Source organism: Allorhizobium sp. DMC15, assembly GCF_056314065.1.
Genome location: NZ_JBQUZB010000001.1, coordinates 688,486 through 713,584 on the forward strand (window position 1 = coordinate 688,486; position 25,099 = coordinate 713,584).

The window sequence follows — 25,099 nt, forward strand, 5'->3', positions numbered from 1 at the left end:
AAAGCAAAAGCATCAAAGCACCGGTCGAGAACTTCGGCCGTTGCTTTGATGTCGAAACCAGATGCAGTGGCGTCAGGAAACGAAATACGGCTCCAAATCCCGTTCCATGGCCACGCGTCCCTGATTGAGTTCGGCGTTGTACAGCCGATATTGCGGGCTGTTGTCGTAAGGTGGCAGAGCAGCCTCAACGGTATAGGTCGATGCCGCCTTGGGTGTGAGGGTGGCCAGATTGGTCAGCCGTACGGCTTGGCCGACGGTGAAGCGATGGATCGGCATGTGCGGTTCCTTGCTGAGCGTTGATTGACGACACATCTCAGGTGGGTAGACAACTCATGTCTTTCTTTGCCGGTGCGGATTGTCCGGCGAGTGCGTCGTCACGAAATGGCCTCTTTCGTCGACGCCACTATCTTTGGATATAGGGCCGAGGGCGGCGCGAACAAGGATGGTCGGGCAAACGCCCGACATCTTCAGGAATTGCGAAGCTCTGATCACGCTATAAAAACCCATAGATGCAAGACAGGCTCTCCTAGGATCGGGGCGTCGGATCGGCTAAGACTGCACGAACGGAACAGGCCGGGATCTCGAAACGCATGGCTACTGCGGAGCGCAACACGAAACCGCAATTGAAGATCGCCTTCGTGCTGTCGCGCGCCTTCACGCTGTCGGCCTTCGCCCTGTTTGTCGATACCATCCGTCTGGCCAGTGACGAGTTCGATCGGTCCGGCCGGGTCAATGCCGATTGGCAGGTGCTTGGCAGCACGCGCCACCTGATCACATCCAGTTGCGGGGTCCAGGTGGCGCCCACCAGCGATTTCGTCGATCCGAGCCGTTTCGACTACATCGTTGTGGTCGGTGGCCTGCTCGGCCAGCAGGCGGCGGTGGATGCGGAGACTGTCCAGTTCCTGCGCCGTGCGGATGCGCAGAAGGTGCCTTTGATCGGATTGTGCACTGGTACCTTCATTCTCGCGGATGCAGGCCTGATGAAGGGTCATCAGAGTTGCGTCAGTTGGCTGCATTATCAGGCGTTTCGCGAACGCTTCCCGGATCTCGATGTTCGCTCGGACAGGCTCTTCAATCTTGACCGGCGACGCGGTTCCTGCGCCGGCGGCAGCAGTTCTGCCGATCTCGCGGCCTTCATCGTGCGCCAGTATCTCGGCCACGATGCCGAGCGAAATGCTTTGGAGGTGCTGCAGATCGAGCGCGCCCGGTCGAACCGAGATATCCAGGTGCGCCGCCCGCTGACCATCGAATGTGAGGATCCGCGACTGAAGGCGGTGCTCATCCTGATGGAGCAGACGCTTGAAAGCGAGCTTACGATCGATCAGCTTGCACGCTCGGTGGGCCTCTCCCGCCGCCAGCTCGAAAGGCTTTTCGCCCAGGAACTGAAGGCCTCTCCCGCCAAGGTCTATATGCGGCTGCGGATGGAGCGGGCGAAAATGCTCGTCGCCCAGACGGATGCCTCCCTGATCGACATCGCCCTTCAGGTCGGCTTCGAGAACACCTCGCATTTCAATCGCGTGTTCAAGAGCGTGCACGGAAAGACGCCGGGTCAGATGCGAAACGCCCTGCCTGCCTGATCTAACCCAGAAGGCCGGGACTGTCGCTCGAACGGCCCCGCTTGGCTAGCGGACCTGCTCTCCCTGCGGAAAACCGCCAAGATGGCCGCAGGTTTGCGCAGCGAGACTCTGGCCCGTCTCCAGGCACGTTTCCCAGCCAGATCCCGCGCGGTAGGCAGAGAGAAATCCTGCGATGAAGCTGTCACCCGCACCCGTTGTATCGATGACGTCGACCGGCGGAGCACCCGCCGCGATCGTCTGTTCGCCATCACTGACACAAGCGCCGTCCGCGCCGCGCGTGACGACGGCCAGCTTCGCTCCCTCTGCGGTCAGTCGGCGCAGCATGATGTCGGCCAGTCCCGCATCTTCGCCCGCCGATCCGAAGGCAACCGAAAGACCGGATACGAGCAGGTTTTCCGGATGGGCATTCACGGATATGTCCTGTGAAACCGAGACGCCGGCCCGACAAAGCTCTTCTTTGAGCGCCCCGTGGTCGTCCATCCATCCGATATGCACGTGGTCCATGGTTTTCAGCATCTCGACCTCCGCCAATGTCGGGCGATAGCCGGCGCAGACGCCGAAATCTTCATAGGCGAAGACGCGTTCGCCAGAGGGGAGAACGTCGATGTCGGTGAAGGCGGTGTGGCCGGGCTTGCGCTGGACGTTGCCGACCTTCACGCCATGTGCGGCAAGGGCCGCGATCGTACGATGGCCGTCGGCATCTTCGCCGACCGCACCGAAATAGTGGGCCTGATGGCCGAGCCGTGCCAGTTGCACGACGACGTTCACTGCATTGCCGCCGATCAGCGACGTGCCTGAGGGGCGGAAGCGATCGATGCAGTTGTCACCGACTGCGGCAAATCTGAGCATGGTCATCCCCCTTCATGCCGTGCACGACGGGATCGCGCAAGCGTCGCGGCGCGATCCCTTCCGTTCTGTCGTCTTAGTAGGCGACGCGTTTGTAGTAACGGCGTGTGGTAAGCGGATGATTACGCATGACCTCGAGATGGGCACTGATCCGCTCGAGCACGGTAGCCAGCAGAACAGGCGAGATTAGCTTGCGAACCTCGGAAGAGATCCCCGGAAGCTCGAAGTTCGCCGTATCCAGCACCGTGATTGTGTCGGTATAGGTCGGGGCGAATTTCTCGACGCGTTCGGCCAGCGGCCGCAACTCGTCTTCGCCTTTGAAGAGGATCAGACTGACGCCTTTTTCAATGAGCTCGAGAGTGCCGTGGAAGAAGTCGGAGGCATGCACGGGGCGGGTGCGGATCCACTGCATCTCTTCCAGAATGCACATGCCGTAATAGAAGGCCTCCGGCCACACATTTCCGGCGCCGGTGATGATGTGGTAATCGGTCGCCGCCAGCTTCTGTGCGAAGGCTTCCGCCTGAGGCTCAAAAGCGCGTTTCACCTCGAGCAGCAGGGCCGGAAGGCGGTCCAATTCGCTGGCGATTTCGGCATAGTTCGAGATTTCGCCGCGGTGGCGCATGACAGACAGGGCGATGAACAGCGATTGCAGATAGAAGGATTCACAGGACGTGTCGTCCTCGGCGAAGTTGACGAACACATGGTCTCCGCCTTGGCCGAGCGGCGTCTCGGCATGGCCGACCAGCGTGATTACGGTCGCTCCGATCTCCTTCAATTTTTCCAGAAGGGCAACGCTCTCCTTCGTGGTTCCCGAAAGGGACGGGATCACGACGATGGATTTGGACGAGAGATTGGCCGATCCCGTGAGGATCAATTCCGCTGGCATGTCGATGAAGGCGGGAAAGCGGGAGCGACGCTGAAGCAACTGGGCTGCGGGCTGCATCAGGATGGCGGCACCACCCGTGCCGAGGAAATAGATGTTTTCAGCGCCGGCTGTCAGGCAGTCGGAAACCACGCGGTCCAGACGGTCGCGCAAGGCAACCGCACCGCCCTGGATCGTGAGGAAACGGTTTTCGTCGAAATTCAGCATTCGGCTCTCCATCCGTGAGGTTCGGCGATAATGGCACAGTAAGTTGTAAGACAACTGACATCATTATAACTCTGCGTCAAGGTGATGAAGGGAGGGAGGGCTCGGCAATTTTCTCAAGGTTCGTAGCGGCTGTAACGAACCGGCACGATGCTTGACCTTGCAGCCTTTGTCAGACAAGAACGGTGTAAGACAAACTGCGAGGTGGCCGTGGACGATCCGATCCGTGATTCCAGAACCCTGGCGATCCAGCTTCGGGACCGGATCGCAGAGCTCATTCGCGCCGAGGGGCTCAAGCCCGGCGACAAGCTGCCGACCGAAGCTCAGCTGACCCAGCGGTTCCGTATCTCCCGTCCGGCACTTCGAGAGGCACTGAAACTTCTCGAGCAGGACGATATCATTTATGTCGAGCACGGCCGGGGTCGATTCATATCGGCGATGTCGGCGGTCCAGGTCGACAGACCGATCACCGTGTTCGAAAGCGTCACCGACATGGCGCAACACTATGGCTATCGGCCGGTGAACAAGGTCCTCTCGATCAGCGAGGAAGATGCGCCGGCTCTGGTGGCGGACAAGCTCGGTCTGGAGAGCAAGGCGCGCGTAATCAGGATCGAACGTTTGCGCCTGCATGACGAGGAGCCAATTCTCTACTGCATCGACTACATCCCGCGTACGATCATTCCTGCCAAGGTTTACGACATTGACTGGAGTGGCTCGCTGCTCAATCTGCTGGAGCAATATCGCCACCGGCCGCGAATGTCGGCGGCGACAGTCTCTTCGGTCCTTTTGCCCTCGGACGTCGTGGAGCGTCACGATCTACGTGATTTTGGTCCGTCCCTGCTGATTGCCGAGACCTGTTTCGACGCGGCGGGCAAGCCGGTCAATTATGCGCTGGACTATCATCGAGGCAGCCATTTCACCTTCAGCCTGGTCCGCAAATAGGCGCAACCCCTGGAGGTCGGCTGCTATTTGAGAACCAGCCACCCAGAAACGATGATGATGGCCGCCCCCAAAAGGGTGTGCATCTCAATCGGCGCCGAAAACAGAAGTGCTCCGTAGAGACAGCCCCAGATGATTTGGCTGTACTGGAACGGGGCCACCACCGATGCCTCCGCAATCCGGAAAGCACGGATCAGCAGCCCGTGACCGGCGAGAAGCAGGATGCCCCCCGCCACCACCAGGGCGACGTCCAACGGGCGTACGGAGACCAGGCCCCCATGGGCCGACGCGACCGCCAGCGCGAGCGGGATCAGCACGACGAACAGGGAGGACAGCAAGGCCTCATCGTTCTCCTCGATCTTTGTTCTGCGCAACAGGAGGAGCGAGAGCGCAAACAGCACGGCCGAACCAAGCGCTGCCAGATGGCCGAGGTTGATCTCGGCAGACCCCGGTTGCAGCGCCACCGCCACACCGGCAAAGCCGAGGATGACACCCGCCCAGCCGGTGACCGAAAGCCGCTCACCGAGGAGGACAAAGGACATCACGGCCACCAGGATGGGCGTGAGAAAGGCCAGAAGATAGGCTTCCGACAGCGGCAGCAATGCGAAGGCGTAGTGGATAAGCACCGTGTCGCCGGCAAGCAGCGCCGCACGCAAGAACGCGGTCTTTGGTTGTCGGGGCATGAGCCGACGTGTGTTGCCGGTCAAGGCGGCATAGAGGCAGAGGACTACGAAGGCTGCGATCGTGACCAGAAGCGTGACCTGGGGTGCCGGTAGTCGCGCAGTGCTGAGCTTGACGATCGCATCCGTCCCCGAAAACACGGCGAAGGCCAACAGTGTGAGCACGACACCTCGACGGTTGCTCGACGCGCGGCCGCCTCCGGTGTCACATACGCAGTCAGCGGACATTGAAGCGACCGAACCGTTCCTCGATGCGGGCCTGCAGGAACTCGAGACCGATCGACAGAAGCCAGTAGATCATCGAGGCGGTGATCAGCATCTCGATATGGCGGAACTCGGTCTGCCCCTGGGTCCTGGCAAGATACATGATCTCCCAGACACCAACGACCGATACGAGGGAGGAATCCTTCAGCATCGCGATAAACTGGTTGCCCGTCGGCGGAATGATCACCCGCATGGCCTGTGGCAGGATCACCAGTCCCATTGTCTGGCTGGGGGAGAGGCCGAGTGCTGTCGCACCCTCTGTCTGACCACGCGAAATGCTCTCGATGCCGGCCCGGAAGATTTCCGTCATATAGGCGCCGTAGCATAGGGAAAGCGCCAGGATGCCGGCCGGGATAGCCCCGATGACATAACCGACCTGTGGCAGGCCGAGATAGATGATGTAGATCTGCATGAGCAGCGGGAGGCCTCGGAAGAGCGAGGTATAGAAAGTCGCAAGCCCGTAGATCACGCCGTTGCGGGAAAGCTTGGCAATCGCTCCGGCCAGCGCGATTGCGGTCGCGATGACGATCGAAATCGCCGAGATGAACAACGTCGTCGTGACGCCCTGGGTGATCAGGAAGCCGATCTTCTTGGCGATGAAGGCAAAGGAAAGGTCGAAGGAGTAGAAGAAGACCATCAGCAGGCCGAAGAGCTCCAGCCAGACCGCGACGATCTGATGACTGCGCTTCAAAAGGTGCAGAAGCTTCCAGTTGAGGGCCATGATGATGGCGATCAGGGCTGCGGACAACGCTCTCGCGGTCGCCGGATGGTCGGCAAGAACAGCATCGGCGGCAGGAACCAGCCGGCCGATCCAGGCGCCACTGATGCCCAGAGCGTAAAGGGACAGCGCAATGAGCACGAGGATCAGCAAGCCGCCGACGCGCCGGGAGGCCTCCGGATAGGTAAGAATAAGACGACCGATCATTCTGCTGTCCTTTCAGGCCGCTCGTTCGCGCCACCAGTCTTGTGCCTGGAGCTTCCAATACGTGAGTTGTGCGGCTGCCAGACCCGCCATGCCGCCAGCCCAGACCAGGCCGAAAGGGGCAAACAACTTGTACCGGTCACTTTCGCCAAGGATCCCTTCCGCAACCACCTTGCCCCCGATCGCTGTCGTGTTCAGGCCGTGACCGCCGAAGGCAGTGCAATGCCAGACACCCGGCTGCATTTCACCGATCTGGGGCATGAGGTGCCGGGCATAGGCCATGAGCCCCGACCACGCCAATTCTGTCTTGAGGTCGCGCAGCTGTGGATAGGTACCCGTCATCTCCCGCCGCAGTTCGTGGACCAGGCCGGACATGGAGGCGGCGCGCGTCGTAATTCGCCCACCCCATAGAAGCCGTTTGCCGCCATCGACCAGGCGGTAGTAGTCACCGGCCCGGCGGTTGTCGCCGATACCGTCTCGGGTGGTAATTGCCGTGGCAATCAGCTCCGGTGCCTCCTCGCTGACCATGACATAAGTGGCGATCGGCAGCATCGCCCGTCGGAGCCGTGGGTTCAGTTGGTCTGTGTATCCGCCGGTCGAGAAGACGACGGTTCGGGCGGTTACCGTGCCACCCGCTGTGCGCACCGTCTTGTTGCCAGCGTTGAGTTCGGTGGCAATTGCACTCGAGTTTTCGCAGATCACACCGCCCAGCCGCTCGATTTCGGCCGCGAGACCCCGCAGGTAGTTCAGCGGATGGATGTGAAATGCCTTCCGATCCCGGACGCCGTGAAAATAGCGCGTGGATTTCAGCTCCTGCCGAACGCGTGCGGTGTCGAGATATTCCAGGTCCTGCCCGTATTTTTGGCGCGCCTCGGTGGCATAGGTCCGCAGACCGTCGCCGTCATCATAGCGCATCACGCTTGTGACGCCGTCGACCGGATCGGCGCCGGCGATGCTAAGACTTGAAATCGTGTCTCTGACGAAATCGACGCCTTCGATCGACATCAGATAGAGGCGGTGTGCCGCCTCTCGGCCGGCGATCCCGGATATCTGTTCGACATCGGTCGCATAACCGGCACTGACGAAACCGCCATTGCGCCCCGAGGCGCCGAACCCGATCGACTTCGCCTCGAGGACGACCACCTTCTGCCCGCCGCGCGACAGTTGCAAGGCCGTGGTAAGGCCGGCGAGGCCACCGCCAATGACGACCGTGTCACAGGTGATGTCGCCTGAGAGCGCCGGCCGCTCGGTCCGGTCGGTGAGCGTCCTGGAATAATAAGTGTCGGGATAGTTCATGGGGGCACCGGAGGCGGTTGGGCGTGGAGAACCTGTCTCCACGCCGGCAGGTCAGTTGGCGCTATAGTCCTTGCCGTACCACTTGGTGGTCAGGGCGGACAAAGTACCGTCTTTCTTCATCTCCTCGATGATGCCGCCGACCTTGGCGGTCCATTCCGGATCGACCTTTTCTGCGATGACCACCAGAGGCTCCCGGAATGCGTATTCGCCTTCAAGGATCCGCAGCGGATAGCCGTTCTTGATCGCATTGAGCGCCGTCTGTTCAGGGGCGATCACGGCATCAAGGCGAACGCCGTCGCCGAGGCGGAGGTCATCGAAGGGCAACATGGAATCGGCGAAGGTACGCACTTCACCGGGCTCGAGCTTGTATTCGATCGGCGGCAGGCCGGGGGCGTCGATTTCAAGCTTTCGATTGATGAAATCTTCCGAGGTTGTGGCCGTCTCAACGCCGATGACCTTCCCGTTCAGATCCTCGACCGATTTTGCCGTGCTGTCCTTGTGCAGGACATAGACATAGGGGCTGAAATAATAGATGCCGACGAAGTCGATCACCTGTGCGCGGGCTTTGGTCGGCGTGACGGAGCCAACGCCGAGATCATAGCGTCCTTGCCAGCGCCCGCCCGTCAGGGTTGCCCATTCCGGTGTTTCGAAGCTGACCTCAACGCCGAGCCGCTTGGCGATTTCCTTGGAAACGTCGATGTCGAAACCGACCATCTCGTTATTGTCGTCGAGATAGCTCTGCGGCGGCCAGCCGCTGTTGGTGGCGACGACCATCGCCTTTTTCCCCATGACGCGATCAAGTGTCGAACCGGCATGCGCCGCAGACGTCATTGCAAGGACAGCGGCCCCCAGGGCCAAGCCGGTGATGAACTTCTTCATGGCATTCCTCCTGTAAGACGAACAGACACTGTTCCCTGTATATGTAAGATGTCTGACAATGTCAGTTGATGTCATGAATTCGAAACTGTCAATCTGTAAGGCCGGACATGCCGTATGAAAAAAGCTGATCCAGTCATCTGCTTTCGTGATGGCGGGAGAAAGTGTCGGTTCGTCAGACAACTCAACCCGCGGGGTGTCCAAAGATCAGGTGAGCGTGGCCGTCATGGCTGGGGCGAAATCCGCAGCCTTCATCCTCCGATCGGGGACCTCGATCGCTGTTGCGGCGTTTCCATGGTGATTGTGGATGATGATGTCGCAGAAGCGACCAAGCAGGAGGGAGCCCCCTATGGTCACCGGAAAACAGATCGCGGCAGCGCGTGCGCTGCTCGGAATGAGCGCTGCTGATCTCGCCGATCGGGCCGGCAGATCGCTTGTCGCGATCGAAGATCTTGAGGCAGGCTCCGTCGATCTCCCTGAGGATGACGTCGAGATGGCCGCCGTGACCGCAGCTCTGGAGATGGCAGGGGTAACCTTCATCGCCGAGCGGACAACGAGTGCCGCCGGCGGTGTAGGAATCCGCCTCACCGTGCCGACGTCAAGCTCTCTCGAAAGTGACACACGCGAGACCGTGCAGTATCCGGAGATGGCCAAAAACGGACCCTTTGGTGCGGGCGGTTGAGCCCGATCAGGCCGACTCGGGTTGCCAAAAATACGCCCCCTCGATCACCGCCGTGAACCTCCAGCCGGAGCGTAGAGGAAGACGAAACCGAGAAAGGCTCCGACCCAGGCAAGGCCTGCGATTGACAGGAGAGCGGTCGTGTTGACCGAGAGAAGGGCGGCGACGATGCGGGCCAGCGCCGAAATGATGGCGAGCGCATAGATAAAGCAGACGGTCGACCAAGGAGCGTGGAGCGCTTGACCACTGTGTCCCCGAGTTGCCCGTGTCATCACGGCGAGCGTCATGATCCCGATCGCCCCGGCCGTCCAGGCATGAATACCGGCCGTTGAAAGGCTGGGCTCTTCAAGCAGGAGTGAGAGCCCCGTCAGGAGGAAACCTGCAGGCACGAAGAAATAGCCAAGATGCAGAATGAAGAGGAGCGGTTCACCCCAGGTCCGTTCGGGACACCAGCGGATTTGACGGACGAGATGGGCCAAAGCGCCCGCCATCATCAGCATGCCGACCGGCACTGTCATTTCAAATGGTGCCCGCGCCTGCACCACCCAGGAACCGAGGGTGAGTGCAGACAACACGATGACGGCCGCATCGAAGCGTGAAAACGGCACAGGGAGTTTCCCTGGCTTGCGGGTCTTCAGCCAGTTGCCGGTAAACGCGGGCACGATACGCCCGGCAACAAGGCAGATCATCAACAGGATGACCGAGAGCGCGAGCCGGGTGGAGACGAGGACATCGCCGACGGTCTGCAGTTCGATATAGAACGAGAACTGCGCCAAGCTGAGAAGCGCCAGGATAATCAGGATCTTGTAGTTGCGCCGGTTACCCGCAGCCTTGAGTTCACGCCCGATCACGACAGTGAAGACCGGTAGGAAGGCAAGCGCCATGGGAATGGCAAGGGCGAGACCGATCCAGCCGGATAGAAGAATGGCAACCCGCCCGATAAGCCAGAGCAGGAAGAGCCAGAGCAACGGCTTTCCAGAGATGGCCGGTCGGCCGGTCCAGTTGGGCACCGCAGTCAACAGAAAGCCGGCGACCACACACGGGACGAAACCGAACAGCAATTCGTGCTGATGCCACGCAAGCGGCGGAAGTGCGGAGGGCATGTCCAGCAGGCCAAGATACCAGGGCACCCAGATGGCGATGACGAGTGCGGCCATGAGCGCGCCTGCCGGAAAGAACAGGCGAAAACCTCCAGACAGCAGTGTTTGAACGAGTGATTGAGGGGGAAGACGGTGCATGCCAATGCCTTTCGAGGCGGAAACAATCGAGGCCCCGGAAGCCGAGTTGGCTCAAACGCCGGGGAAGGGAACGCGTATGATCACGGGGCGGCGGCTGGGGCAGCGTCGCCTGTCGCGGCCAGAAGGCTGTCGATCAAGATCTGTTCTGCGCACACGTGGCGCCGGAGATATTCCTGGAACCCACGCACCATGAGCGCCACCGTCTCCAGCGACAGCGAACAACGGCGATCGCCAAGCGCATTAAGCGTCATGGCCAGTTCATGGGCCGCCCGGCGATCAAGTCGGTGTTCAGATTTGATCTGGGCAATCATCAACGAACCGAAACAGGAGCCGGCGTTTTCTTCGAGGCGAGGATAGAAACTCTCCTCTTCCAGCCTTTGCGCCTCCGTCAGCAGAGGCTCCACGCGGGCGGCGAGTGTGGCGACCTTGGCGGGGATATCCCCGCCATCGAGATCTGCCGCGAGTTCCTCAAGTTCCAGGCAGAGCGCGAGCAGTTCAAGATGCCGGCCCTCGAGAAGGCTGACCTGCGCGGCCGTGATGCAGTCGTTTGTAGGCATCCGAATCTCCTACTGTCCGAAAAACAGGATGGCTGCGATCACGCCAGAGGCTGCGATGGCGGAAATGGTGCCGGTCGGCTGGAGAACGCCCATGCGATAAAGCATGAGCGCAAAGCCCATGATCACGGGCGTGGCGACGACGAGGCCAATCTGTGCATCCGTCATGTCGGTCTTCCTTTCGTTGTGCCGACACTCTGCCTTGCCTTTCGTCAGGCTTCTTTGCGCTTCCACAAAGAGGAAGGGGCTTCGCTCTTCTAGAAGCGGGGCTGACCAACGGGAGATGCGACCATGGCCTATCAAACGAGCCTCCGGCCGGAGGCAAAGGACGACCAACTGCTGCTCTGGATCCTGGTGTGGAGCGAACTCATCGCCTTCGGGATCCTGATCCTGGGTTTTCTCGTCGTCTCGACTTTCCAGGCAGAGGCTTTCGGGCTCGCCCGTCTGCATTTGCGGCCGGGAATAGCGGGAGCCAACACGTTGATCCTGCTCATCAGTGGCTATTTCGTCGCTGTGGCGATGCGCCAGCGCGATGATCTCGCAGCCGTAAGGCGGCCGCTGACGGTCTCAGCGATGCTCGGGTTCTGCTTCGTTGCCGTCAAGCTCTTCGAATACTGGGGTGAGTTCCGCTTTGCCGCAGACGCCACGCTCGATACCTTCTTCGAGCTCTATTTCATCATCACCGGCTTTCACCTCCTGCATGTCGCCTTCGGGGCGATCATTCTTTTGCTCGTCGCCTTGCGACCGGCCCGGGAGAACGTGACCCTGATCGCCACGCTCTGGCATGTGATCGACCTCGTCTGGCTCGTCATCTTCCCCATTCTCTATCTCGCGTGAGGCCCGTCATGACCCGCAGACAACAGGAAGAACTCTTGGGCGCGCTTGCCATGCTGGTAACCTGCGCGGTCGGGGCGGCGATCATCGCGGCCCTTGCCGGCGCAACGGTGGTCCCCATCCTCGCCGCACTGGCCATCGCCTATGCCAAGGGGCGTCTCGTGATCCTCGATTTTCTCGAGCTTCGAGGCGTGGCGCATCCGATGCGGCTTGCCCTCATGACTTGGCCCGCGCTGTTGCTCAGTGCCGCCTTTGCCCGTTCGCTGGCGGTCGCCTTCACCGGATGATCGTCCCGCTCTTTGTCGATGCGCAAAGAAGGCTTTTCACCAGTCGCTACAAACGGACCGTCCCGCCATGACGACCACAGCAAGCACAGGCGCATCGCGGCGATCTCAACGACCGGCACCTTAAACACCGGCAGACGGAAGGACAAAGGCATGGCTGAGCGCCTGACCAAGACCGGAGCGCGCAACGTCTTCTACGGCGGCTCCATATTCTTTTTTGCAATCTTCGTGGGGCTGACAGCCCATAGCCATTACTACATGCGCACCACCTCGACGGACGAGGCGACGCTGACCGACAGCGTCGCCCGCGGCAAACACGTCTGGGAGAAAAACGCCTGCATCAACTGCCATACGCTGCTGGGGGAGGGGGCGTATTTCGCCCCGGAGCTCGGCAATGTCTGGACCCGCTGGGGCGGCCAGGAGGACCGGGACAGCGCGCGTGAGACGTTGCGTGCGTGGATGGCAGCGCAGCCTTCCGGCGTCGAGGGTCGCCGGCAGATGCCGCAGTTCAACCTGACTGACGACGAGATCAACGATCTCGCCGACTTCCTCGAATGGACCAGCAAGATCAAGACGCAGAACTGGCCGCCGAACGAGGCCGGCTGAGCCCTTCGTGACCCAAGGAGACATGACCATGAAATACCAAACCCAGAAGGTCGCGATGCTGTATTTTTACGGCGCGCTCGGCCTCTTTCTCGCCCAGCTGCTCTTCGGCGTCCTGGCCGGCACGATCTACGTGCTGCCGAACACACTCTCCGAGCTCCTGCCCTTCAATATCGTTCGCATGATCCACACCAACTCGTTGATCGTCTGGCTGCTGATCGGTTTCATGGGGGCCACCTATTACCTGCTTCCCGAAGAAGCCGAGACGGAACTCTACAGCCCGAAGATCGCCATCGCGCAGTTCTGGATCTTCCTGATCGCCGCCGCCGTCGCGGTCGTCGGCTACATGTTCCACATCCACGAGGGGCGCGAATTCCTCGAGCAGCCTTTCGCCATCAAGGTCGGCATCGTCATCGTCTGCCTGATGTTCCTGTTCAACGTCACGATGACGTCGCTCAAGGGACGCAAGACGGTCGTCACCAACATCCTGCTCTTCGGTCTCTGGGGTGTGGCGATCTTCTTCCTCTTCGCCTTCTACAATCCGATAAATCTCGCGCTCGACAAGATGTACTGGTGGTATGTCGTCCACCTTTGGGTCGAAGGCGTCTGGGAATTGATCATGGCGTCGGTCCTCGCCTTCCTGATGATCAAGCTCAACGGCATCGACCGCGAAGTGGTCGAGAAGTGGCTCTACGTCATCATCGGTCTGGCGCTTTTCTCCGGCATCCTCGGCACGGGCCACCACTATTACTGGATCGGTGCGCCGGGCTACTGGCAGTGGATCGGGTCGCTTTTCTCGACGCTCGAAGTCGCCCCCTTCTTCACCATGGTGATCTTCACTTTCGTGATGACCTGGAAAGCCGGCCGAAAGCATCCGAACCGCGCCGCACTTCTCTGGTCGATCGGCTGCTCGGTCATGGCTTTCTTCGGTGCCGGCGTCTGGGGTTTTCTGCACACCCTGTCCTCGGTGAACTATTATACCCATGGCACCCAGGTGACCGCAGCCCACGGGCATCTCGCCTTCTTCGGGGCTTATGTGATGCTGAACCTCGCGATCATGGCCTATGCGGTGCCTGAAATTCGTGGCCGCGCGCCCTACAATCAGTGGCTTTCGATCGCGAGCTTCTGGATGATGTGCACGGCGATGTCCGTCATGACCTTCGCGCTCACCTTCGCCGGCGTCATCCAGGTTCATCTGCAGCGGATCCTTGGCGAAAGCTACATGGCCGTCCAGGATCAACTCGCCTTCTTCTACTGGATCCGTCTCGGCTCGGGTGTCGTCGTACTCATCTCCGCGCTGATGTTCCTCTGGGCACTCTTCGTGCCTGGCAGACAGCCAGAGGCGCGCATCACGGCCCTTGCCGAACCCGCCGAATGAGGCCCAGCCCCGCCGCCCTCGGCATCGTGGGAGGCGGGGTGGCTCATCCCATCTCAAGGATCAGATCCATGAACATCATCGCCCGCAATCTGCAGCCCGATATCCCGGCCTATGCTCCCGCCGGCAACGAATGTGCCCTGTTCGAGACCGCCTGGACGCGGCAACTTCCTCTGCTGCTGAAAGGTCCGACCGGCTGCGGCAAGACCCGCTTCGTCAGCCACATGGCCGAAAAGCTCGGCCTCCCGCTCACCACCGTCTCCTGCCACGACGATCTGGCCGCAGCCGATCTGACCGGCCGCTTTCTTCTGAAGGGCGGCGAGACGGTCTGGGTCGACGGCCCGTTGACCCGCGCCGTGCGTGAGGGGGGCGTCTGCTATCTCGACGAAGTGGTCGAGGCGCGCAAGGACGTTGCCGTCGTCCTGCATCCGCTCACCGACGACCGGCGTATCCTGCCCTTGGAACGCACGGGCGAAGAGCTGGAAGCCCCGCTCTCCTTCATGCTCGTCGTCTCTTACAATCCCGGCTATCAGAGCCTGTTGAAAGCGCTGAAGCCCTCGACCCGCCAGCGCTTCGTTGCCATCGAATTCGATTTCCTGCCCAAGGCGCGCGAGATCGAGGTCGTCTCCGCAGAAAGCGGTCTTCCGGTGGCAACGGTGGAGCCGCTGGTCGAACTGGCGCGGAGGCTGCGGGCTCTGAAGGGTCACGATCTGGAGGAAGGCGTCTCGACCCGGCTGCTCGTCTATTGCGCGAGCCTTATCGACGCCGGTCTTGCCCCACGCGATGCCATACGTGCAGCCATGATCGAACCGTTGACCGACGAGCCGGATGTGCGCGCCGCCCTCCTCGAACTGGCGCAGGCGATTATCCGCTAGGAGCAAGGTCATGCTGGACTTTCTGGAGCTAGAAGAGACGGTTGGACGCGCCTGGCACAGACTGGCCGGCGATACCCGAACCTGGCCGCGGTACCCTCAGGCAGTTGTCACGCTCGAGGAAATGCTGCCGGTCCTCTCCGTCTGCTTCCGGGGGTTTGGCGGAGAGCGCACCGTGCAACTGGGGCCGGCGCGGGCAAAGACCTCGCAGCATCGGCTGAAGCTTCGGCAGCGGCTCGGTCTCGGCGAGGAAAAGCTCGTCCATCCAGCGCGTGACGAGGCGAGCGTGATGCTGCCTCCTGTGCTTGACCTGATGCCGGAGCCAGCCCTCAATCGCGATCTCTATGTGTGGCTGGCAGCTGCCATGGCCGTGATGCCGCTCAAGCCGGTTACGGAGACCGATCCGCTGAGGGCCGATCTCGCTCTGCTACAGGCCGCATCCGATCTCGAAGCCCGGGTGCTTCAAGCCTTCCCCGGTCTTGTCGAGCGCTATCGCAGGCTGTGTTCTGCGCTTCTCTCGGAGCGCCGGCGTGGCTCGCTGCCCCGGGTCGAAGGCGTTCTTGAAGACAGGATCATCGATCTTCTCCGCCATGGTGCAGGTCTGGCGCCACTCTCGACGGGCGGGGAATTCCCTTTGCAAGCGCCCGCGGGATACCTGCCCATCCTGCCCATACCGCTTTGGCCGCAGGCGCTGATACGAGACGAGTGGCACGGGCGAGAGGACCGGGATGAACCGATCGGTCAAGGCCGGCGGGAGGCGCAGGCCGCCGGCCGCCACGTCGCGACCCGCGAGAAGGATTCGGCCATCAAGGGGGAGCGCAGCCCCTTCATCCTGAATCGCTTTGAAAAAATCCTCGCCATGGCGGAGATGGTCAATGTCGACCGGCCCGGTGATGACAGCGACGATCACGATTCTGCCGCCGCAGACGAACTCGATGAAATGGTGCTGGGAGAACGCAAGGGTCGCCCGTCGGCCAGGTTCCGCTTCGACCTGGATCTTCCGCCGGAAGCACGCGTTCATTCTGCACTTGAGGCCGATTTGACCTATCCGGAATGGGACTACAGGCGCGGGATTTATCTGAAGGATCATTGCCGGGTGATTGCCGCTCCCGCTTCGGAGCACAGTTCACCAATGGTGCCGTCGGAGGAAATGAAGGCGCTGACGCGCCGGGTCAGACGCCAGTTCGAAGCGATGCGCCCGCGCCACGAACTGCTGCGGGCGCAGGTGGATGGCGTCGATCTCGACCTCGATGCGGTGGTGCGCAGCCGCACCGAACTGGCTGCCAGCGGCGAATGCTCCGACCGCATCCACCTCGCAAGCCGTCCACAGGTCCATGATCTCGCCGTGACCTTGCTGGTCGATGTCTCCCTGTCCACGGATGCCTGGTTCAACGACCGCCGGGTTCTCGACGTCGAGAAGGAAGCCTTGTTGGTACTGGCAGAGGGGTTGTCCGCCTGCGGCGACACGCATTCCATCCTGAGCTTCACATCGAGGCGGCGCGATTGGGTGCGGCTGGAAACCATCAAAGACTTCGACGAGCCGATGAGCGCGTCGGTCCGCAATCGGATCGCCGCTCTCAAACCCGGCTACTACACCCGCATGGGTGCTGCCGTTCGCCACGCGACGGCAAAGCTTGCGGAACGTCCCAACCGAAAGCACCTGTTGCTGGTTCTGACCGACGGCAAGCCAAACGACGTCGATCATTACGAAGGCCGTTTTGCGCTCGAAGACACTCGCCGGGCCGTGAGCGAGGCGCGCCGTCGTGGCGTCCATGTCTTTGGCGTGACCGTCGATCAGGAGGCGAAAACCTACGTTCCCGCCGTCTTTGGCCATCACGGCTATGCCGTAGTCCCGGATATCCGACGTCTGCCGGCCGCCCTGCCGCAGATCTACCGCGCGCTCGTCCGCTGATCCGCGAACGCGCGATCTGAGAGGCCCGGGTCGCGAAATCGGCTCGGGCCTCTTGCCGTCCGTGGGAGACCTCTGCCGTTCTTTGTCGCAGCACAACGACGCTGCCAGCACTCTGGCTCAAATGGGGTTGCACGCCGGCCTGCACGTCGCGGATCGGCCCATCGTCTTTCGACAGGAATATTCTATGACAGCACCCGATACAGACCATCTGGCACTCGACGTCCGTACCATTCCCCGCCCCGAACGGCATCCGCGCATTTTCGGCATGCTGAATTCGCTTCAGCCGGGTCGCGGTGTCACCTTGACCGTCGACCACGATCCCTTGCCGCTCTACTATCATCTCGAGATGCATTTCTCCGGCCTCTTCGGCTGGGAATACCTGGAGCGTGGACCCGAGATCTGGCAGGTCCGGATCACACGGGAAAAGCACGAAAGCTGCAATTGCAATTGCGGCGGTAGTCATTGAAGAAGAAAGGCGCGACGTGCCCGCCATGTCGCGCCTGATGGGAGCCGGACAGTAAGCGCTGCGGCCGCCGGTTCCGGAGGAGGGAAAGCCGATGCCACCACGTTTCAAGGACCTCGATGTCCGACCGATCCTGAAAGAGGGCGGCGAGCCCTTTCCGGCGATCATGCAGGCGGTGCAGGCCCTTCAGCCGGGCGAAGGACTGCGCCTGCTGGCGACCTTCCGCCCGACACCGCTGCTGACCGTCATGGCGAGACGCGGCTTTGATGCCGAAATCAACGAACTGGATCACGGCGACTGGGAAGTCCTCTTCTTTCCTATGCCGAGCGCTGCCGCCAACATCGCCGTATCCACAGGGGCCGAGGAAGCGGCCGGCTGGCCCGACCCCTTGTGGCAACTCGATCTCGTCGGGCAGGAACCACCGGTTCCGATGGAGAAGGTCCTGTCCCGCATCGATCTCATGGAACCGGGTGAAGTCCTTTTCGCGCTCTTCTCCGACGAACCCGTGTTCCTGATGCCGGAACTCGAGAAGCGTGGTCACCAGTGGGTCGGAAAGCCGGATATGAACGGTTCGGGTTACCGGATGCTGATCCGCGTCGGCGGCCACTGACGCTCCCATCCCAGGGCACTCTTCGAGGACATGACACCATTTCCGAGTTCTCCTGGCGCCGCGTCCGGGCGTGTTTGTGCGCGCGAGAGCCGTGCTGCCTACTTTTGAGATTGTCTTGATCTACATCAACAGCATGCGAATTTATTCTTGTCGATCGGAAGCATGAGGTGGCGCATTTCCTTCCGAATTTGTTCCGCAACAAATAGAAACGTCGGTTTGGTCGTAAAACGGAAAGCAACGGAGCGGTTGACGCTTCGCTCTTTCCAAAGGAGTGACTGACATGACCCAGAGCCTCACACTCACACGCCGCACGATGCTGACGGGAGCCGCGATCGCCGGAGCCCTTGCGCCGGTCTTCGCTTCGACCGTGGCGCGTGCCGAGGGCGGAGCCATCAAGACTGACGCCGCCGCCGTCGCCGCCGATATCGCCAAACTCGAACGGGTAAAGGTCGACCTCGTCCGTCCGCCTTTTGTCCATGCCCATTCACAGAAGGCCGAAGGCGCCCCGAAAGTTGTCGAGTTCACGTTGACGATCGAAGAAAAGAAGATCGTCGTCGACGATGCCGGGACCGAGGTGCACGCCATGACCTTCAACGGCTCTGTTCCCGGCCCGCTGATGGTCGTGCACCAGAACGACTATGTGGAACTGACGCTGATCAATCCGGATACCAATACACTCCAGCACAACATCGACTTCCACTCGGCCACCGGTGCGCTCGGCGGCGGTGCTCTGACGCTGGTCAATCCTGGGGAGAAGGCGGTCCTGCGCTTCAAGGCGACGAAGGCGGGCGTCTTCGTCTATCACTGCGCACCTCCCGGGATGGTTCCCTGGCACGTCACCTCGGGCATGAACGGCGCGATCATGGTCCTGCCGCGGGAGGGGCTGACGGATCACAAGGGCAACGAGCTGGCTTACGACAAGATCTACTATGTCGGTGAGCAGGACTTCTATGTGCCCAAGGATGCCGACGGCAACTACAAGAAATACGAAAGCGCCGGCGACGCCTATGCGGATGTGCTTGAAGTCATGAACACACTCACCCCGAGCCACATCGTCTTCAACGGTGCGGTGGGAGCTCTGACCGGCGACAACGCGATGACGGCAGAAGTCGGCGACCGCGTCCTCATCGTCCACTCGCAGGCAAACCGCGACACCCGCCCGCACCTGATCGGCGGTCATGGCGACTATGTCTGGGCGACCGGCAAGTTCGCCAATCCCCCGGAACTCGACCAGGAAACCTGGTTCATTCCCGGCGGGGCGGCTGGTGCTGCCTACTACACTTTCCAGCAGCCCGGCATCTACGCCTATGTCAACCACAACCTGATCGAGGCCTTCGAAAAGGGCGCGGCCGCCCATTTCAAGGTCACCGGTGACTGGAACGACGATCTGATGACCGCCGTGGTAAAGCCGGAAAGCTGATCGAACTGCCGGAGGGCGCCCGCGAAAGGCGCCCTTCGACCCTGCCCGCGCTCCGTGAGGATTGCTCAATGCTCACCTCGATATCCGCCCCCTTGCCGCACAAGGCCATCACTTCGCTGCTCTTGCCGATGGGCTTGATCGCCGCCCTTTCCGCAGCAGTCGTTCTGCAGGCGGGCCTCGTCCGTATTGCTCCCTCCGCGCTGCCGGATCCGTCCGTGATCACCGTTGAGCCCGGCACATTTGCCTACCGCCAGCCGGGCGAATTTTATCGTGGTGGATTTGCAGTCGACGGCCCAAAGGCAGACGAGACGGTAGGACGTCCGCTGACCATCATGAAGTACCAGGTGAGCACTCTGGACTACGACGCCTGTACGGCTGATGGAGCCTGCCCCGCCCGGGAAACAACGACGGCGTCGCGCGCCGACATGCCGGTCACGGGCGTGAGCTACGACGATGCGACCCTCTATGCAAAGTGGCTGACAGAGAAGACGGGCTCGCTCTGGCGTTTGCCCGAGGATCGCGAACTCGCCTTTGCCGCTGCCGAGGATTTTCCCGATGATGCCCTTGGCATAGATGCCGACAGCGGCAATCCCGCGCTGCGCTGGCTTGCCGATTATGAACGCGAGGCGGCCCGCAAGCGCTCGCGCGATCCCGAACCCATGCCCTATGGCAGCTTTGGCGAGAACAGGTCGGGTCTTGCCGATTTCGCCGGCAACGTCTGGGAATGGACCTCGACCTGCAATCGGCGCGTCGATCTGGCTGCCAACGGGAAGGCGAACGCCGTGGAAAGCTGTGGTGTCTACATTGCGTCGGGCAAGCATCGTGCGCCGCTGAGCTCCTTCATCCGCGACCCGAAAAGCGGCGGCTGTGCGGTGGGCGTGCCGCCGGATCACGTCGGCTTCCGGCTGGTCAAGGACACCCGCTGGTATGCTTCCTTCCTCTTTGCTCTTCAGCCGCATTGATGTAGCTTGCCTCCGCTTCGCATGAGCGCCTTCTCGTCGCGAAGCGGCCGGTTTCCGACCTGGCCGATGCGACATGCGCCTGGGCGAAGGAAGCCGTTTTGAAACTCGACCGGACGATCATCAAATCGCTGCCTCTCTTCGATCGCATGACCGATGACGAGCTCGACCGTCTGCTCGTACCGGCCCAGTCGAGACGCGTCCCGATCGGTGAAACCGTGTTCGAGCAGGGTCAGCCGGCGCAGAACTTCTTTCTGCTGTTGCATGGCCGTTTGAAGGTCACGCAGGTGACGGCCGATGGTCAGCAGATTATCGTGCGCATGGTCCATCCCGGTGATCTCTTCGGCTTTGCCAAAGCCCTCCAGCGCGCCGACTATCCCGGCACAGCGATTGCTGCCGTCGACAGCGTCACGCTGTGCTGGCCGACGGATCTCTGGCCGAACTTCGTCGAGCACAATCCGCGTCTCGCCGTCAGCGCCATGGAGACGATTGGCCAGAGACTGGAAGAAGCCCATGTTCGCATCCGGGAAATGTCGACCCAGGAGGTCGAGCGCCGTGTCGCCCATACGGTCGTTCGGTTGGCCAAAAAGGCCGGTCGCGTCGAGCCTTCGGGTCTGCGCATCGATTTCCCCATCTCCCGGCAGGACATTGCCGAGATGACCGGCACCACCCTGCACACGGTCTCGCGCATCTTCAGCGCTTGGGAAGGCAAAGGACTGATTGAGGGCGGGCGCCAGAAACTCCTTGTCACCAACCTGACCGCACTCGAGCAGCTCGCGACAGCCACAGCCGAACGGAAGTGAGTGCCGCGGCGTGCAACGACCGCCCGGCTACTTGATTTTGCGCAAAGAAGCCGGCCTTCGGGGCGCCTATGTCTGTCTCAACGGAACGACAGCGTTCCCGCACACAGGAGACTGACAATGAGATATCCAAGCATGATCGCCGCCGTTGCAGCCCTCGCACTGGCACTTCCCGGCATCGCCGCTGCGGCCGATTTCGAGGTGAAACTGCTGAACAAGGGCGCCGATGGTGCCATGGTCTTCGAACCGGCCGGCCTGAAAATCGCAGCCGGTGATACCGTAACCTTCATCCCGACCGACAAGGGCCACAATGCCGAATCCATCAAGGGAATGATCCCGGACGGCGCGACCGAGTTCAAGGGCAAGATGAACGAACAGATCAAGGTGACCTTCGACGTGCCCGGTCTCTACGGCGTCAAATGCGCACCGCATGTCGGCATGGGCATGGTCGCAGCCATCCTCGTCGGCGATGCTCCGGCCGCCAATTTGGATGCCTTTAACGCAGTGAAGCTGCCGAAGAAGGCGCGTGAGCGGATCGACGCGGCCGTTGCCGCGGCGAAGTGATCAAGGTCTCTACCGCCCGCAATGGGGGGATCCGCATCGGCCACTGAACACGGGCTCAATCCGTGTTCGGGGGCAGAGCCCCCTGCGTGGGTTCAGGCCGCGACTGCAGCGGCGTGATGGGCCGCCCTGTATCGGATCAGATCCTCGATCGATATGAGCGGCAGGTCATGCAGCTTGCAGAACGCGATGAGATCGGGCAACCGCGCCATCGTGCCGTCGTCGTTGGCGACCTCGCAGATCACACCGGAGGGTTGGGCGCCGATCAGACGTGCAAGATCCACGGCCGCTTCCGTATGGCCAGGCCGTCCCAGGACGCCGGACGGATGCGCGCGCAGCGGGAAGATGTGGCCGGGCCGGGCGAAATCGTCCGCAGAAGCGTTCGGGTCCATCAGGGCACGGACAGTGGCAGCACGATCCGCAGCCGAGATGCCCGTGGTTGTTCCGTGAATGTAATCGACCGAAACCGTGAAGGCCGTCTTCAGGTATTCCGTATTGTTGGGAACCATCAGCGGGATGTCGAGGGCATCCAGTCGATCGCCTTCCATGGCGATGCACACAAGCCCGCGGGCATGCTTCATCATGAATGCGATGGTTTCAGGGGTCACGTGGTCCGAGGCGACGATGATATCGCCTTCGTTCTCGCGGTCCTCGTCATCGACGACCACGACCATGCCGCCACGCGCCAGTGTTTCCAATGCGTCTTCAATTTTCGAAAGTGTCATTCCAGTGCCTTTCAAGGGTTACCGCGTGAGCGGTCAAAACACGACCTGACGGTCGCCATTCCATCCCTTGGGCGAACACAGCACAGCGCCTCCCTTTCGCAAGGGGCCGCGATAGCCGATGCTCTCTTTCATCCGGACTTTAACCGTCGGCTCCGGCATCGCACCGGATCTGCTGCCTTTCACCGGGGTGAAAGCGCTCGCGGGCTCCCGGCAAAGCCGGATACCGCCGGTGGGGAGTTTCACCCCGCCCTGAGAACATGGAAAGAGTAGGGGAGAATCCACCGGTTTTTCAAGGGCAAACTGAGCATGTGCAGCAAAAATCGACGCAGATGTCGCAATTGCTGCTGACATGGGTGCCAAATAAAAAAAGCACGGCGCGCATGGCACCGTGCAGGCTTGGGAGGCCTTTTGTTAGTCGGGGGTTACCAGCAGCAGAAGCCACCATCGACCAGGAGATCGACGCCGGTGACGAAGCTGGATGCGCCGGACAGCAGGAAGACGGCGGGGCCAACCATCTCGTCGACGGTTGCCATCCGCTGCATCGGGGTCTGTTCTTCGAACAGTTTCGTCTGGTGAACCATTTCGGGCCGCGTGTTCATTGGCGTTGCCGTGTAGCCCGGGCTGATCGTGTTGACGCGAATGCCGCGACCGACCCATTCCATCGCCATCGACTTCGTCATGTGAATGACGCCAGCCTTGGAGGCGTTGTAGTGGCACTGGTTCAGGCCGCGATTGACGATGACGCCGGACATCGAGGCGATGTTGACGATCGAGCCCCGACCGTTCTTGAGCATGGCGCGGGCTTCGGCCTGGCAGGAGAGAAAAACGCCCTTCAGGTTGATGTCCATCATCGTCTGGAACTGGCTCTCCTCCATCTCCTCGGCCGGGTTGGCATTGGCGATGCCTGCGGCATTGACGGCAAGCGTGAGCGGTCCAAGCTCGGCCTCCGTGCGGGCGACCGCATCGTTCAGAGCAGTGGACTGCGTCACGTCAGCGGCGATTTCGATGCTGCGGCGACCGGCTGCCTGCACGTGGCGCGCGGTTGTCGCCAGACCGTCATCCGTGCGGCGGTCGAGCAGGGCCACATCCGCGCCGCACTGGGCAAGCCCGATCGCGATCCGCTGGCCGATGCCGCTGCCGGCGCCCGTCACGAGCGCCACATTGCCCGAAAGATCGAAGAGTTTCGGGGCGTTCAAAGTTGTTTCCGACATGGGTCGTTCTCCTGCAAATCAGCTCGTGGCCAGTTCCATGACCGATACGTCATTCGCATCGGCCCGGTCGAGAATGCCGGCCTGTTTTCCCTGTGCCATCACCATGATCCGGTTGGAGACGCCGAGCACCTCCTCAAGGTCCGAGCTGACCACGATGACGGCAATGCCCTGGCGGGCGAGTTCCATGATGGTGTCGTAGATCGACGAGCGGGCGCCGACATCGATACCGCGGGTCGGTTCGTCCAGCACCACGACCTTGGGATTGCGGGCCAGCCATTTGGCGAGAACCACCTTCTGCTGGTTGCCGCCAGAGAGCTCGCCAGCATTCTGCTCGCCACGACCTTTGACCCCGAATTTCTTGATATAGCCGTCGGCGAATGCACCGAGCCGTTTTGAGGTCATCAATCCGGTTTTCGAAACGGCGTCAAAATTGGCGTAACCGATGTTTTCGGTGATCGAGTGTTCGAGAACGAGGCCCTGGAGCTTGCGATCCTCCGGCACCAGAACGACGCCGTTGCGGATCGCAGCCCGAGGAGAACGCGGCGTAATCACTTTGCCGTTGAGCACCACGTCGCCGGAAGCGATCGGGTCGGCGCCGGTGATCGCCCGCACGAGCTCGGTGCGCCCAGCACCGACGAGGCCGGCAATCCCGAAAACTTCTCCACGCTTTACCGCGAAATCGATGTTGCGGAATGTACCCGTGGGCGATGAGAGCCCACGCACTTCCAGCATCACGTCGTCCGCAGGGGCGGGGACTGCCGGGAACATGCGGTCCAACGACCGGCCCACCATGGCTTCGACAATGGTCCGGATCGGCACGTCGCCGCGATCGAATTCCTGGACCTTGGCGCCATCGCGCATGACCACGATCCGGTCTGCGATCTGCCGGATCTCTTCGAGGCGATGGGAAATGTAGATGATCCCGACACCGTCGGCCTTGAGCCTTTCGATCTGCCGGAACAGGAGTTGCGTTTCCTCGCCACCGAGTGCTGCTGTCGGTTCGTCAAGGATCAGCAGTTTAGCATTCAGCGTCATCGCCTTTGCGATTTCGATCAGCTGCTGCTTGGCGGTTGAAAGGCCTTCGACCAGGCGGCGGGGCGAGATGTCGAGGCCAAGTCTCTGCAAGCCCGCGTAGGCGCGGTCCTCCATGGCCTGTCGATCGATGCGCCCGCCTTTCTTGAGATAGCGGCCGACGAAGACATTCTCCGCGATCGACAATTGCGGAAGCAGTTTCAGTTCCTGATGGATCATGCCGACGCCGGCATCCATGGCGGCACGTGGGGTGGCTGGCGCATAGGGCGCGCCGAGCCACGTCATGGTTCCGGACGTTTGCTGAACGGCGCCGGAAATGATCCTGGACAGGGTCGATTTCCCAGCGCCGTTTTCACCCAGCAGCGCCACGACTTCACCCGCTCTCACATCAAGGTCGATGCCGTGCAGGACCTCGAGCGATCCGTAGACCTTGCGGATCTGCCGGAGCGAGAGGACGGGAGGGAGGTCATTGGCAGTCAT

The 25,099-nt window shown here is 61.4% G+C and carries 28 protein-coding genes and 1 riboswitch; of the genes, 15 read left to right on the top strand and 13 right to left on the bottom strand.

Going from position 1 to position 25,099, the window contains the following annotated elements:
* Positions 1-72 precede the first annotated feature (72 nt).
* Positions 73-276: a MerR family transcriptional regulator gene (locus ACT53S_RS03305; RefSeq protein ID WP_142070708.1), complete on the bottom strand. Its 204-nt coding sequence runs from the start codon at positions 274-276 to the stop codon at positions 73-75.
* A gap of 314 nt (positions 277-590) precedes the next feature.
* On the opposite strand from ACT53S_RS03305, the gene ACT53S_RS03310 reads away from it, so the two are divergent.
* Positions 591-1,577 carry a GlxA family transcriptional regulator gene (locus ACT53S_RS03310; protein ID WP_113378573.1) on the top strand — a complete coding sequence of 329 codons (987 nt, stop codon included), beginning with the start codon at positions 591-593 and terminating at the stop codon, positions 1,575-1,577.
* A gap of 45 nt (positions 1,578-1,622) precedes the next feature.
* Here the strand turns inward: ACT53S_RS03310 and ACT53S_RS03315 are convergent, their stop codons facing one another.
* Positions 1,623-2,432, bottom strand: coding sequence for a PfkB family carbohydrate kinase (locus tag ACT53S_RS03315; protein WP_476065895.1), 810 nt, complete (start codon positions 2,430-2,432; stop codon positions 1,623-1,625).
* Positions 2,433-2,499: 67 nt separating this feature from the next.
* Complete coding sequence (locus tag ACT53S_RS03320; protein ID WP_476065896.1) at positions 2,500-3,513, bottom strand: SIS domain-containing protein; 1,014 nt, start codon at positions 3,511-3,513, stop codon at positions 2,500-2,502.
* Between the two features lie 207 nt (positions 3,514-3,720).
* On the opposite strand from ACT53S_RS03320, the gene ACT53S_RS03325 reads away from it, so the two are divergent.
* Positions 3,721-4,452, top strand: coding sequence for a GntR family transcriptional regulator (locus ACT53S_RS03325; RefSeq protein ID WP_476065897.1), 732 nt, complete (start codon positions 3,721-3,723; stop codon positions 4,450-4,452).
* 23 nt (positions 4,453-4,475) lie between these two features.
* On the opposite strand, the gene ACT53S_RS03330 is transcribed toward ACT53S_RS03325, so the two are convergent.
* The 4 genes from ACT53S_RS03330 to ACT53S_RS03345 are packed head-to-tail and all read right to left on the bottom strand — an operon-like array spanning position 4,476 to position 8,490.
* On the bottom strand, positions 4,476-5,294 hold the full coding sequence (locus ACT53S_RS03330) for a DMT family transporter (RefSeq protein WP_476065898.1): 819 nt from the start codon (positions 5,292-5,294) through the stop codon (positions 4,476-4,478).
* Between the two features lie 52 nt (positions 5,295-5,346).
* A complete protein-coding gene (locus tag ACT53S_RS03335) occupies positions 5,347-6,318 on the bottom strand; it encodes an amino acid ABC transporter permease (RefSeq protein WP_113378569.1) in 972 nt (323 codons plus the stop codon).
* Between the two features lie 12 nt (positions 6,319-6,330).
* Complete coding sequence (locus ACT53S_RS03340; RefSeq protein ID WP_476065899.1) at positions 6,331-7,611, bottom strand: NAD(P)/FAD-dependent oxidoreductase; 1,281 nt, start codon at positions 7,609-7,611, stop codon at positions 6,331-6,333.
* A 51-nt stretch (positions 7,612-7,662) separates the two neighbouring features.
* A complete protein-coding gene (locus tag ACT53S_RS03345) occupies positions 7,663-8,490 on the bottom strand; it encodes a transporter substrate-binding domain-containing protein (RefSeq protein ID WP_113378567.1) in 828 nt (275 codons plus the stop codon).
* 346 nt (positions 8,491-8,836) lie between these two features.
* Between ACT53S_RS03345 and ACT53S_RS03350 the strand changes: the two genes are divergently transcribed.
* Complete coding sequence (locus ACT53S_RS03350) at positions 8,837-9,169, top strand: helix-turn-helix domain-containing protein (RefSeq protein WP_476065900.1); 333 nt, start codon at positions 8,837-8,839, stop codon at positions 9,167-9,169.
* A 44-nt stretch (positions 9,170-9,213) separates the two neighbouring features.
* Here ACT53S_RS03350 and ACT53S_RS03355 read toward each other — a convergent pair whose 3' ends face one another.
* From ACT53S_RS03355 to ACT53S_RS03365, 3 genes are all read right to left on the bottom strand, one after another.
* Positions 9,214-10,404 carry an NnrS family protein gene (locus tag ACT53S_RS03355; protein WP_476065901.1) on the bottom strand — a complete coding sequence of 397 codons (1,191 nt, stop codon included), beginning with the start codon at positions 10,402-10,404 and terminating at the stop codon, positions 9,214-9,216.
* An 80-nt stretch (positions 10,405-10,484) separates the two neighbouring features.
* Positions 10,485-10,961 (bottom strand): hemerythrin domain-containing protein, encoded by a 477-nt coding sequence (locus tag ACT53S_RS03360; protein WP_476065902.1) that lies wholly within the window; start codon positions 10,959-10,961, stop codon positions 10,485-10,487.
* A gap of 9 nt (positions 10,962-10,970) precedes the next feature.
* Positions 10,971-11,126 carry a hypothetical protein gene (locus tag ACT53S_RS03365; protein WP_476065903.1) on the bottom strand — a complete coding sequence of 52 codons (156 nt, stop codon included), beginning with the start codon at positions 11,124-11,126 and terminating at the stop codon, positions 10,971-10,973.
* Positions 11,127-11,249: 123 nt separating this feature from the next.
* On the opposite strand from ACT53S_RS03365, the gene ACT53S_RS03370 reads away from it, so the two are divergent.
* The 12 genes from ACT53S_RS03370 to ACT53S_RS03425 all read left to right on the top strand — a co-directional run bounded on the left by ACT53S_RS03370 (position 11,250) and on the right by ACT53S_RS03425 (position 21,654).
* A complete protein-coding gene (locus tag ACT53S_RS03370) occupies positions 11,250-11,795 on the top strand; it encodes a cytochrome c oxidase subunit 3 (protein WP_476065904.1) in 546 nt (181 codons plus the stop codon).
* Between the two features lie 8 nt (positions 11,796-11,803).
* A complete protein-coding gene (locus ACT53S_RS03375; RefSeq protein ID WP_142070684.1) occupies positions 11,804-12,079 on the top strand; it encodes a hypothetical protein in 276 nt (91 codons plus the stop codon).
* A 150-nt stretch (positions 12,080-12,229) separates the two neighbouring features.
* Positions 12,230-12,682: a c-type cytochrome gene (locus ACT53S_RS03380; protein ID WP_113378579.1), complete on the top strand. Its 453-nt coding sequence runs from the start codon at positions 12,230-12,232 to the stop codon at positions 12,680-12,682.
* 28 nt (positions 12,683-12,710) lie between these two features.
* Positions 12,711-14,057, top strand: coding sequence for a nitric-oxide reductase large subunit (locus ACT53S_RS03385; RefSeq protein ID WP_113378561.1), 1,347 nt, complete (start codon positions 12,711-12,713; stop codon positions 14,055-14,057).
* 68 nt (positions 14,058-14,125) lie between these two features.
* Positions 14,126-14,929 carry an AAA family ATPase gene (locus tag ACT53S_RS03390; protein WP_476065905.1) on the top strand — a complete coding sequence of 268 codons (804 nt, stop codon included), beginning with the start codon at positions 14,126-14,128 and terminating at the stop codon, positions 14,927-14,929.
* A gap of 10 nt (positions 14,930-14,939) precedes the next feature.
* A complete protein-coding gene (locus ACT53S_RS03395) occupies positions 14,940-16,838 on the top strand; it encodes a nitric oxide reductase activation protein NorD (protein ID WP_476065906.1) in 1,899 nt (632 codons plus the stop codon).
* Positions 16,839-17,022: 184 nt separating this feature from the next.
* Positions 17,023-17,304 (top strand): DUF2249 domain-containing protein, encoded by a 282-nt coding sequence (locus tag ACT53S_RS03400; protein ID WP_113378558.1) that lies wholly within the window; start codon positions 17,023-17,025, stop codon positions 17,302-17,304.
* Positions 17,305-17,395: 91 nt separating this feature from the next.
* Positions 17,396-17,911, top strand: a complete 516-nt coding sequence (locus tag ACT53S_RS03405) for a DUF2249 domain-containing protein (protein ID WP_476065907.1) — start codon at positions 17,396-17,398, stop codon at positions 17,909-17,911.
* Positions 17,912-18,191: 280 nt separating this feature from the next.
* Positions 18,192-19,331 (top strand): copper-containing nitrite reductase, encoded by a 1,140-nt coding sequence (nirK, locus tag ACT53S_RS03410; RefSeq protein ID WP_142070677.1) that lies wholly within the window; start codon positions 18,192-18,194, stop codon positions 19,329-19,331.
* A 68-nt stretch (positions 19,332-19,399) separates the two neighbouring features.
* The gene (locus ACT53S_RS03415; RefSeq protein ID WP_476065908.1) at positions 19,400-20,293 is read left to right on the top strand and encodes an SUMF1/EgtB/PvdO family nonheme iron enzyme; all 894 of its coding nucleotides are present in this window, start codon (positions 19,400-19,402) and stop codon (positions 20,291-20,293) included.
* Between the two features lie 98 nt (positions 20,294-20,391).
* Positions 20,392-21,093, top strand: coding sequence for a Crp/Fnr family transcriptional regulator (locus ACT53S_RS03420; RefSeq protein WP_476065909.1), 702 nt, complete (start codon positions 20,392-20,394; stop codon positions 21,091-21,093).
* A gap of 117 nt (positions 21,094-21,210) precedes the next feature.
* Positions 21,211-21,654, top strand: a complete 444-nt coding sequence (locus ACT53S_RS03425; protein WP_476065910.1) for a pseudoazurin — start codon at positions 21,211-21,213, stop codon at positions 21,652-21,654.
* 92 nt (positions 21,655-21,746) lie between these two features.
* Here the strand turns inward: ACT53S_RS03425 and ribB are convergent, their stop codons facing one another.
* The 3 genes from ribB to ACT53S_RS03440 form a co-directional block, all read right to left on the bottom strand.
* Positions 21,747-22,376 (bottom strand): 3,4-dihydroxy-2-butanone-4-phosphate synthase, encoded by a 630-nt coding sequence (gene ribB / locus ACT53S_RS03430; protein ID WP_476065911.1) that lies wholly within the window; start codon positions 22,374-22,376, stop codon positions 21,747-21,749.
* Between the two features lie 116 nt (positions 22,377-22,492).
* A riboswitch (FMN riboswitch) is annotated at positions 22,493-22,637 on the bottom strand.
* Between the two features lie 161 nt (positions 22,638-22,798).
* On the bottom strand, positions 22,799-23,587 hold the full coding sequence (locus ACT53S_RS03435) for an SDR family oxidoreductase (RefSeq protein WP_476065912.1): 789 nt from the start codon (positions 23,585-23,587) through the stop codon (positions 22,799-22,801).
* Positions 23,588-23,605: 18 nt separating this feature from the next.
* Complete coding sequence (locus tag ACT53S_RS03440; protein WP_476065913.1) at positions 23,606-25,099, bottom strand: sugar ABC transporter ATP-binding protein; 1,494 nt, start codon at positions 25,097-25,099, stop codon at positions 23,606-23,608.

What these genes read in the sequence shown, in the direction of transcription:
- ACT53S_RS03305 (WP_142070708.1), bottom strand. Translation starts at nt 276, where the DNA reads ATGCCGATCCATCGCTTCACCGTCGGCCAAGCCGTACGGCTGACCAAT.
- ACT53S_RS03310 (WP_113378573.1), top strand. Translation starts at nt 591, where the DNA reads ATGGCTACTGCGGAGCGCAACACGAAACCGCAATTGAAGATCGCCTTC.
- ACT53S_RS03315 (WP_476065895.1), bottom strand. Translation starts at nt 2,432, where the DNA reads ATGACCATGCTCAGATTTGCCGCAGTCGGTGACAACTGCATCGATCGC.
- ACT53S_RS03320 (WP_476065896.1), bottom strand. Translation starts at nt 3,513, where the DNA reads ATGCTGAATTTCGACGAAAACCGTTTCCTCACGATCCAGGGCGGTGCG.
- ACT53S_RS03335 (WP_113378569.1), bottom strand. Translation starts at nt 6,318, where the DNA reads ATGATCGGTCGTCTTATTCTTACCTATCCGGAGGCCTCCCGGCGCGTC.
- ACT53S_RS03340 (WP_476065899.1), bottom strand. Translation starts at nt 7,611, where the DNA reads ATGAACTATCCCGACACTTATTATTCCAGGACGCTCACCGACCGGACC.
- ACT53S_RS03345 (WP_113378567.1), bottom strand. Translation starts at nt 8,490, where the DNA reads ATGAAGAAGTTCATCACCGGCTTGGCCCTGGGGGCCGCTGTCCTTGCA.
- ACT53S_RS03350 (WP_476065900.1), top strand. Translation starts at nt 8,837, where the DNA reads ATGGTCACCGGAAAACAGATCGCGGCAGCGCGTGCGCTGCTCGGAATG.
- ACT53S_RS03355 (WP_476065901.1), bottom strand. Translation starts at nt 10,404, where the DNA reads ATGCACCGTCTTCCCCCTCAATCACTCGTTCAAACACTGCTGTCTGGA.
- ACT53S_RS03360 (WP_476065902.1), bottom strand. Translation starts at nt 10,961, where the DNA reads ATGCCTACAAACGACTGCATCACGGCCGCGCAGGTCAGCCTTCTCGAG.
- ACT53S_RS03365 (WP_476065903.1), bottom strand. Translation starts at nt 11,126, where the DNA reads ATGACGGATGCACAGATTGGCCTCGTCGTCGCCACGCCCGTGATCATG.
- ACT53S_RS03370 (WP_476065904.1), top strand. Translation starts at nt 11,250, where the DNA reads ATGGCCTATCAAACGAGCCTCCGGCCGGAGGCAAAGGACGACCAACTG.
- ACT53S_RS03375 (WP_142070684.1), top strand. Translation starts at nt 11,804, where the DNA reads ATGACCCGCAGACAACAGGAAGAACTCTTGGGCGCGCTTGCCATGCTG.
- ACT53S_RS03380 (WP_113378579.1), top strand. Translation starts at nt 12,230, where the DNA reads ATGGCTGAGCGCCTGACCAAGACCGGAGCGCGCAACGTCTTCTACGGC.
- ACT53S_RS03385 (WP_113378561.1), top strand. Translation starts at nt 12,711, where the DNA reads ATGAAATACCAAACCCAGAAGGTCGCGATGCTGTATTTTTACGGCGCG.
- ACT53S_RS03390 (WP_476065905.1), top strand. Translation starts at nt 14,126, where the DNA reads ATGAACATCATCGCCCGCAATCTGCAGCCCGATATCCCGGCCTATGCT.
- ACT53S_RS03395 (WP_476065906.1), top strand. Translation starts at nt 14,940, where the DNA reads ATGCTGGACTTTCTGGAGCTAGAAGAGACGGTTGGACGCGCCTGGCAC.
- ACT53S_RS03400 (WP_113378558.1), top strand. Translation starts at nt 17,023, where the DNA reads ATGACAGCACCCGATACAGACCATCTGGCACTCGACGTCCGTACCATT.
- ACT53S_RS03405 (WP_476065907.1), top strand. Translation starts at nt 17,396, where the DNA reads ATGCCACCACGTTTCAAGGACCTCGATGTCCGACCGATCCTGAAAGAG.
- nirK (WP_142070677.1), top strand. Translation starts at nt 18,192, where the DNA reads ATGACCCAGAGCCTCACACTCACACGCCGCACGATGCTGACGGGAGCC.
- ACT53S_RS03415 (WP_476065908.1), top strand. Translation starts at nt 19,400, where the DNA reads ATGCTCACCTCGATATCCGCCCCCTTGCCGCACAAGGCCATCACTTCG.
- ACT53S_RS03425 (WP_476065910.1), top strand. Translation starts at nt 21,211, where the DNA reads ATGAGATATCCAAGCATGATCGCCGCCGTTGCAGCCCTCGCACTGGCA.
- ribB (WP_476065911.1), bottom strand. Translation starts at nt 22,376, where the DNA reads ATGACACTTTCGAAAATTGAAGACGCATTGGAAACACTGGCGCGTGGC.
- ACT53S_RS03435 (WP_476065912.1), bottom strand. Translation starts at nt 23,587, where the DNA reads ATGTCGGAAACAACTTTGAACGCCCCGAAACTCTTCGATCTTTCGGGC.
- ACT53S_RS03440 (WP_476065913.1), bottom strand. Translation starts at nt 25,099, where the DNA reads ATGACTGCCAATGACCTCCCTCCCGTCCTCTCGCTCCGGCAGATCCGC.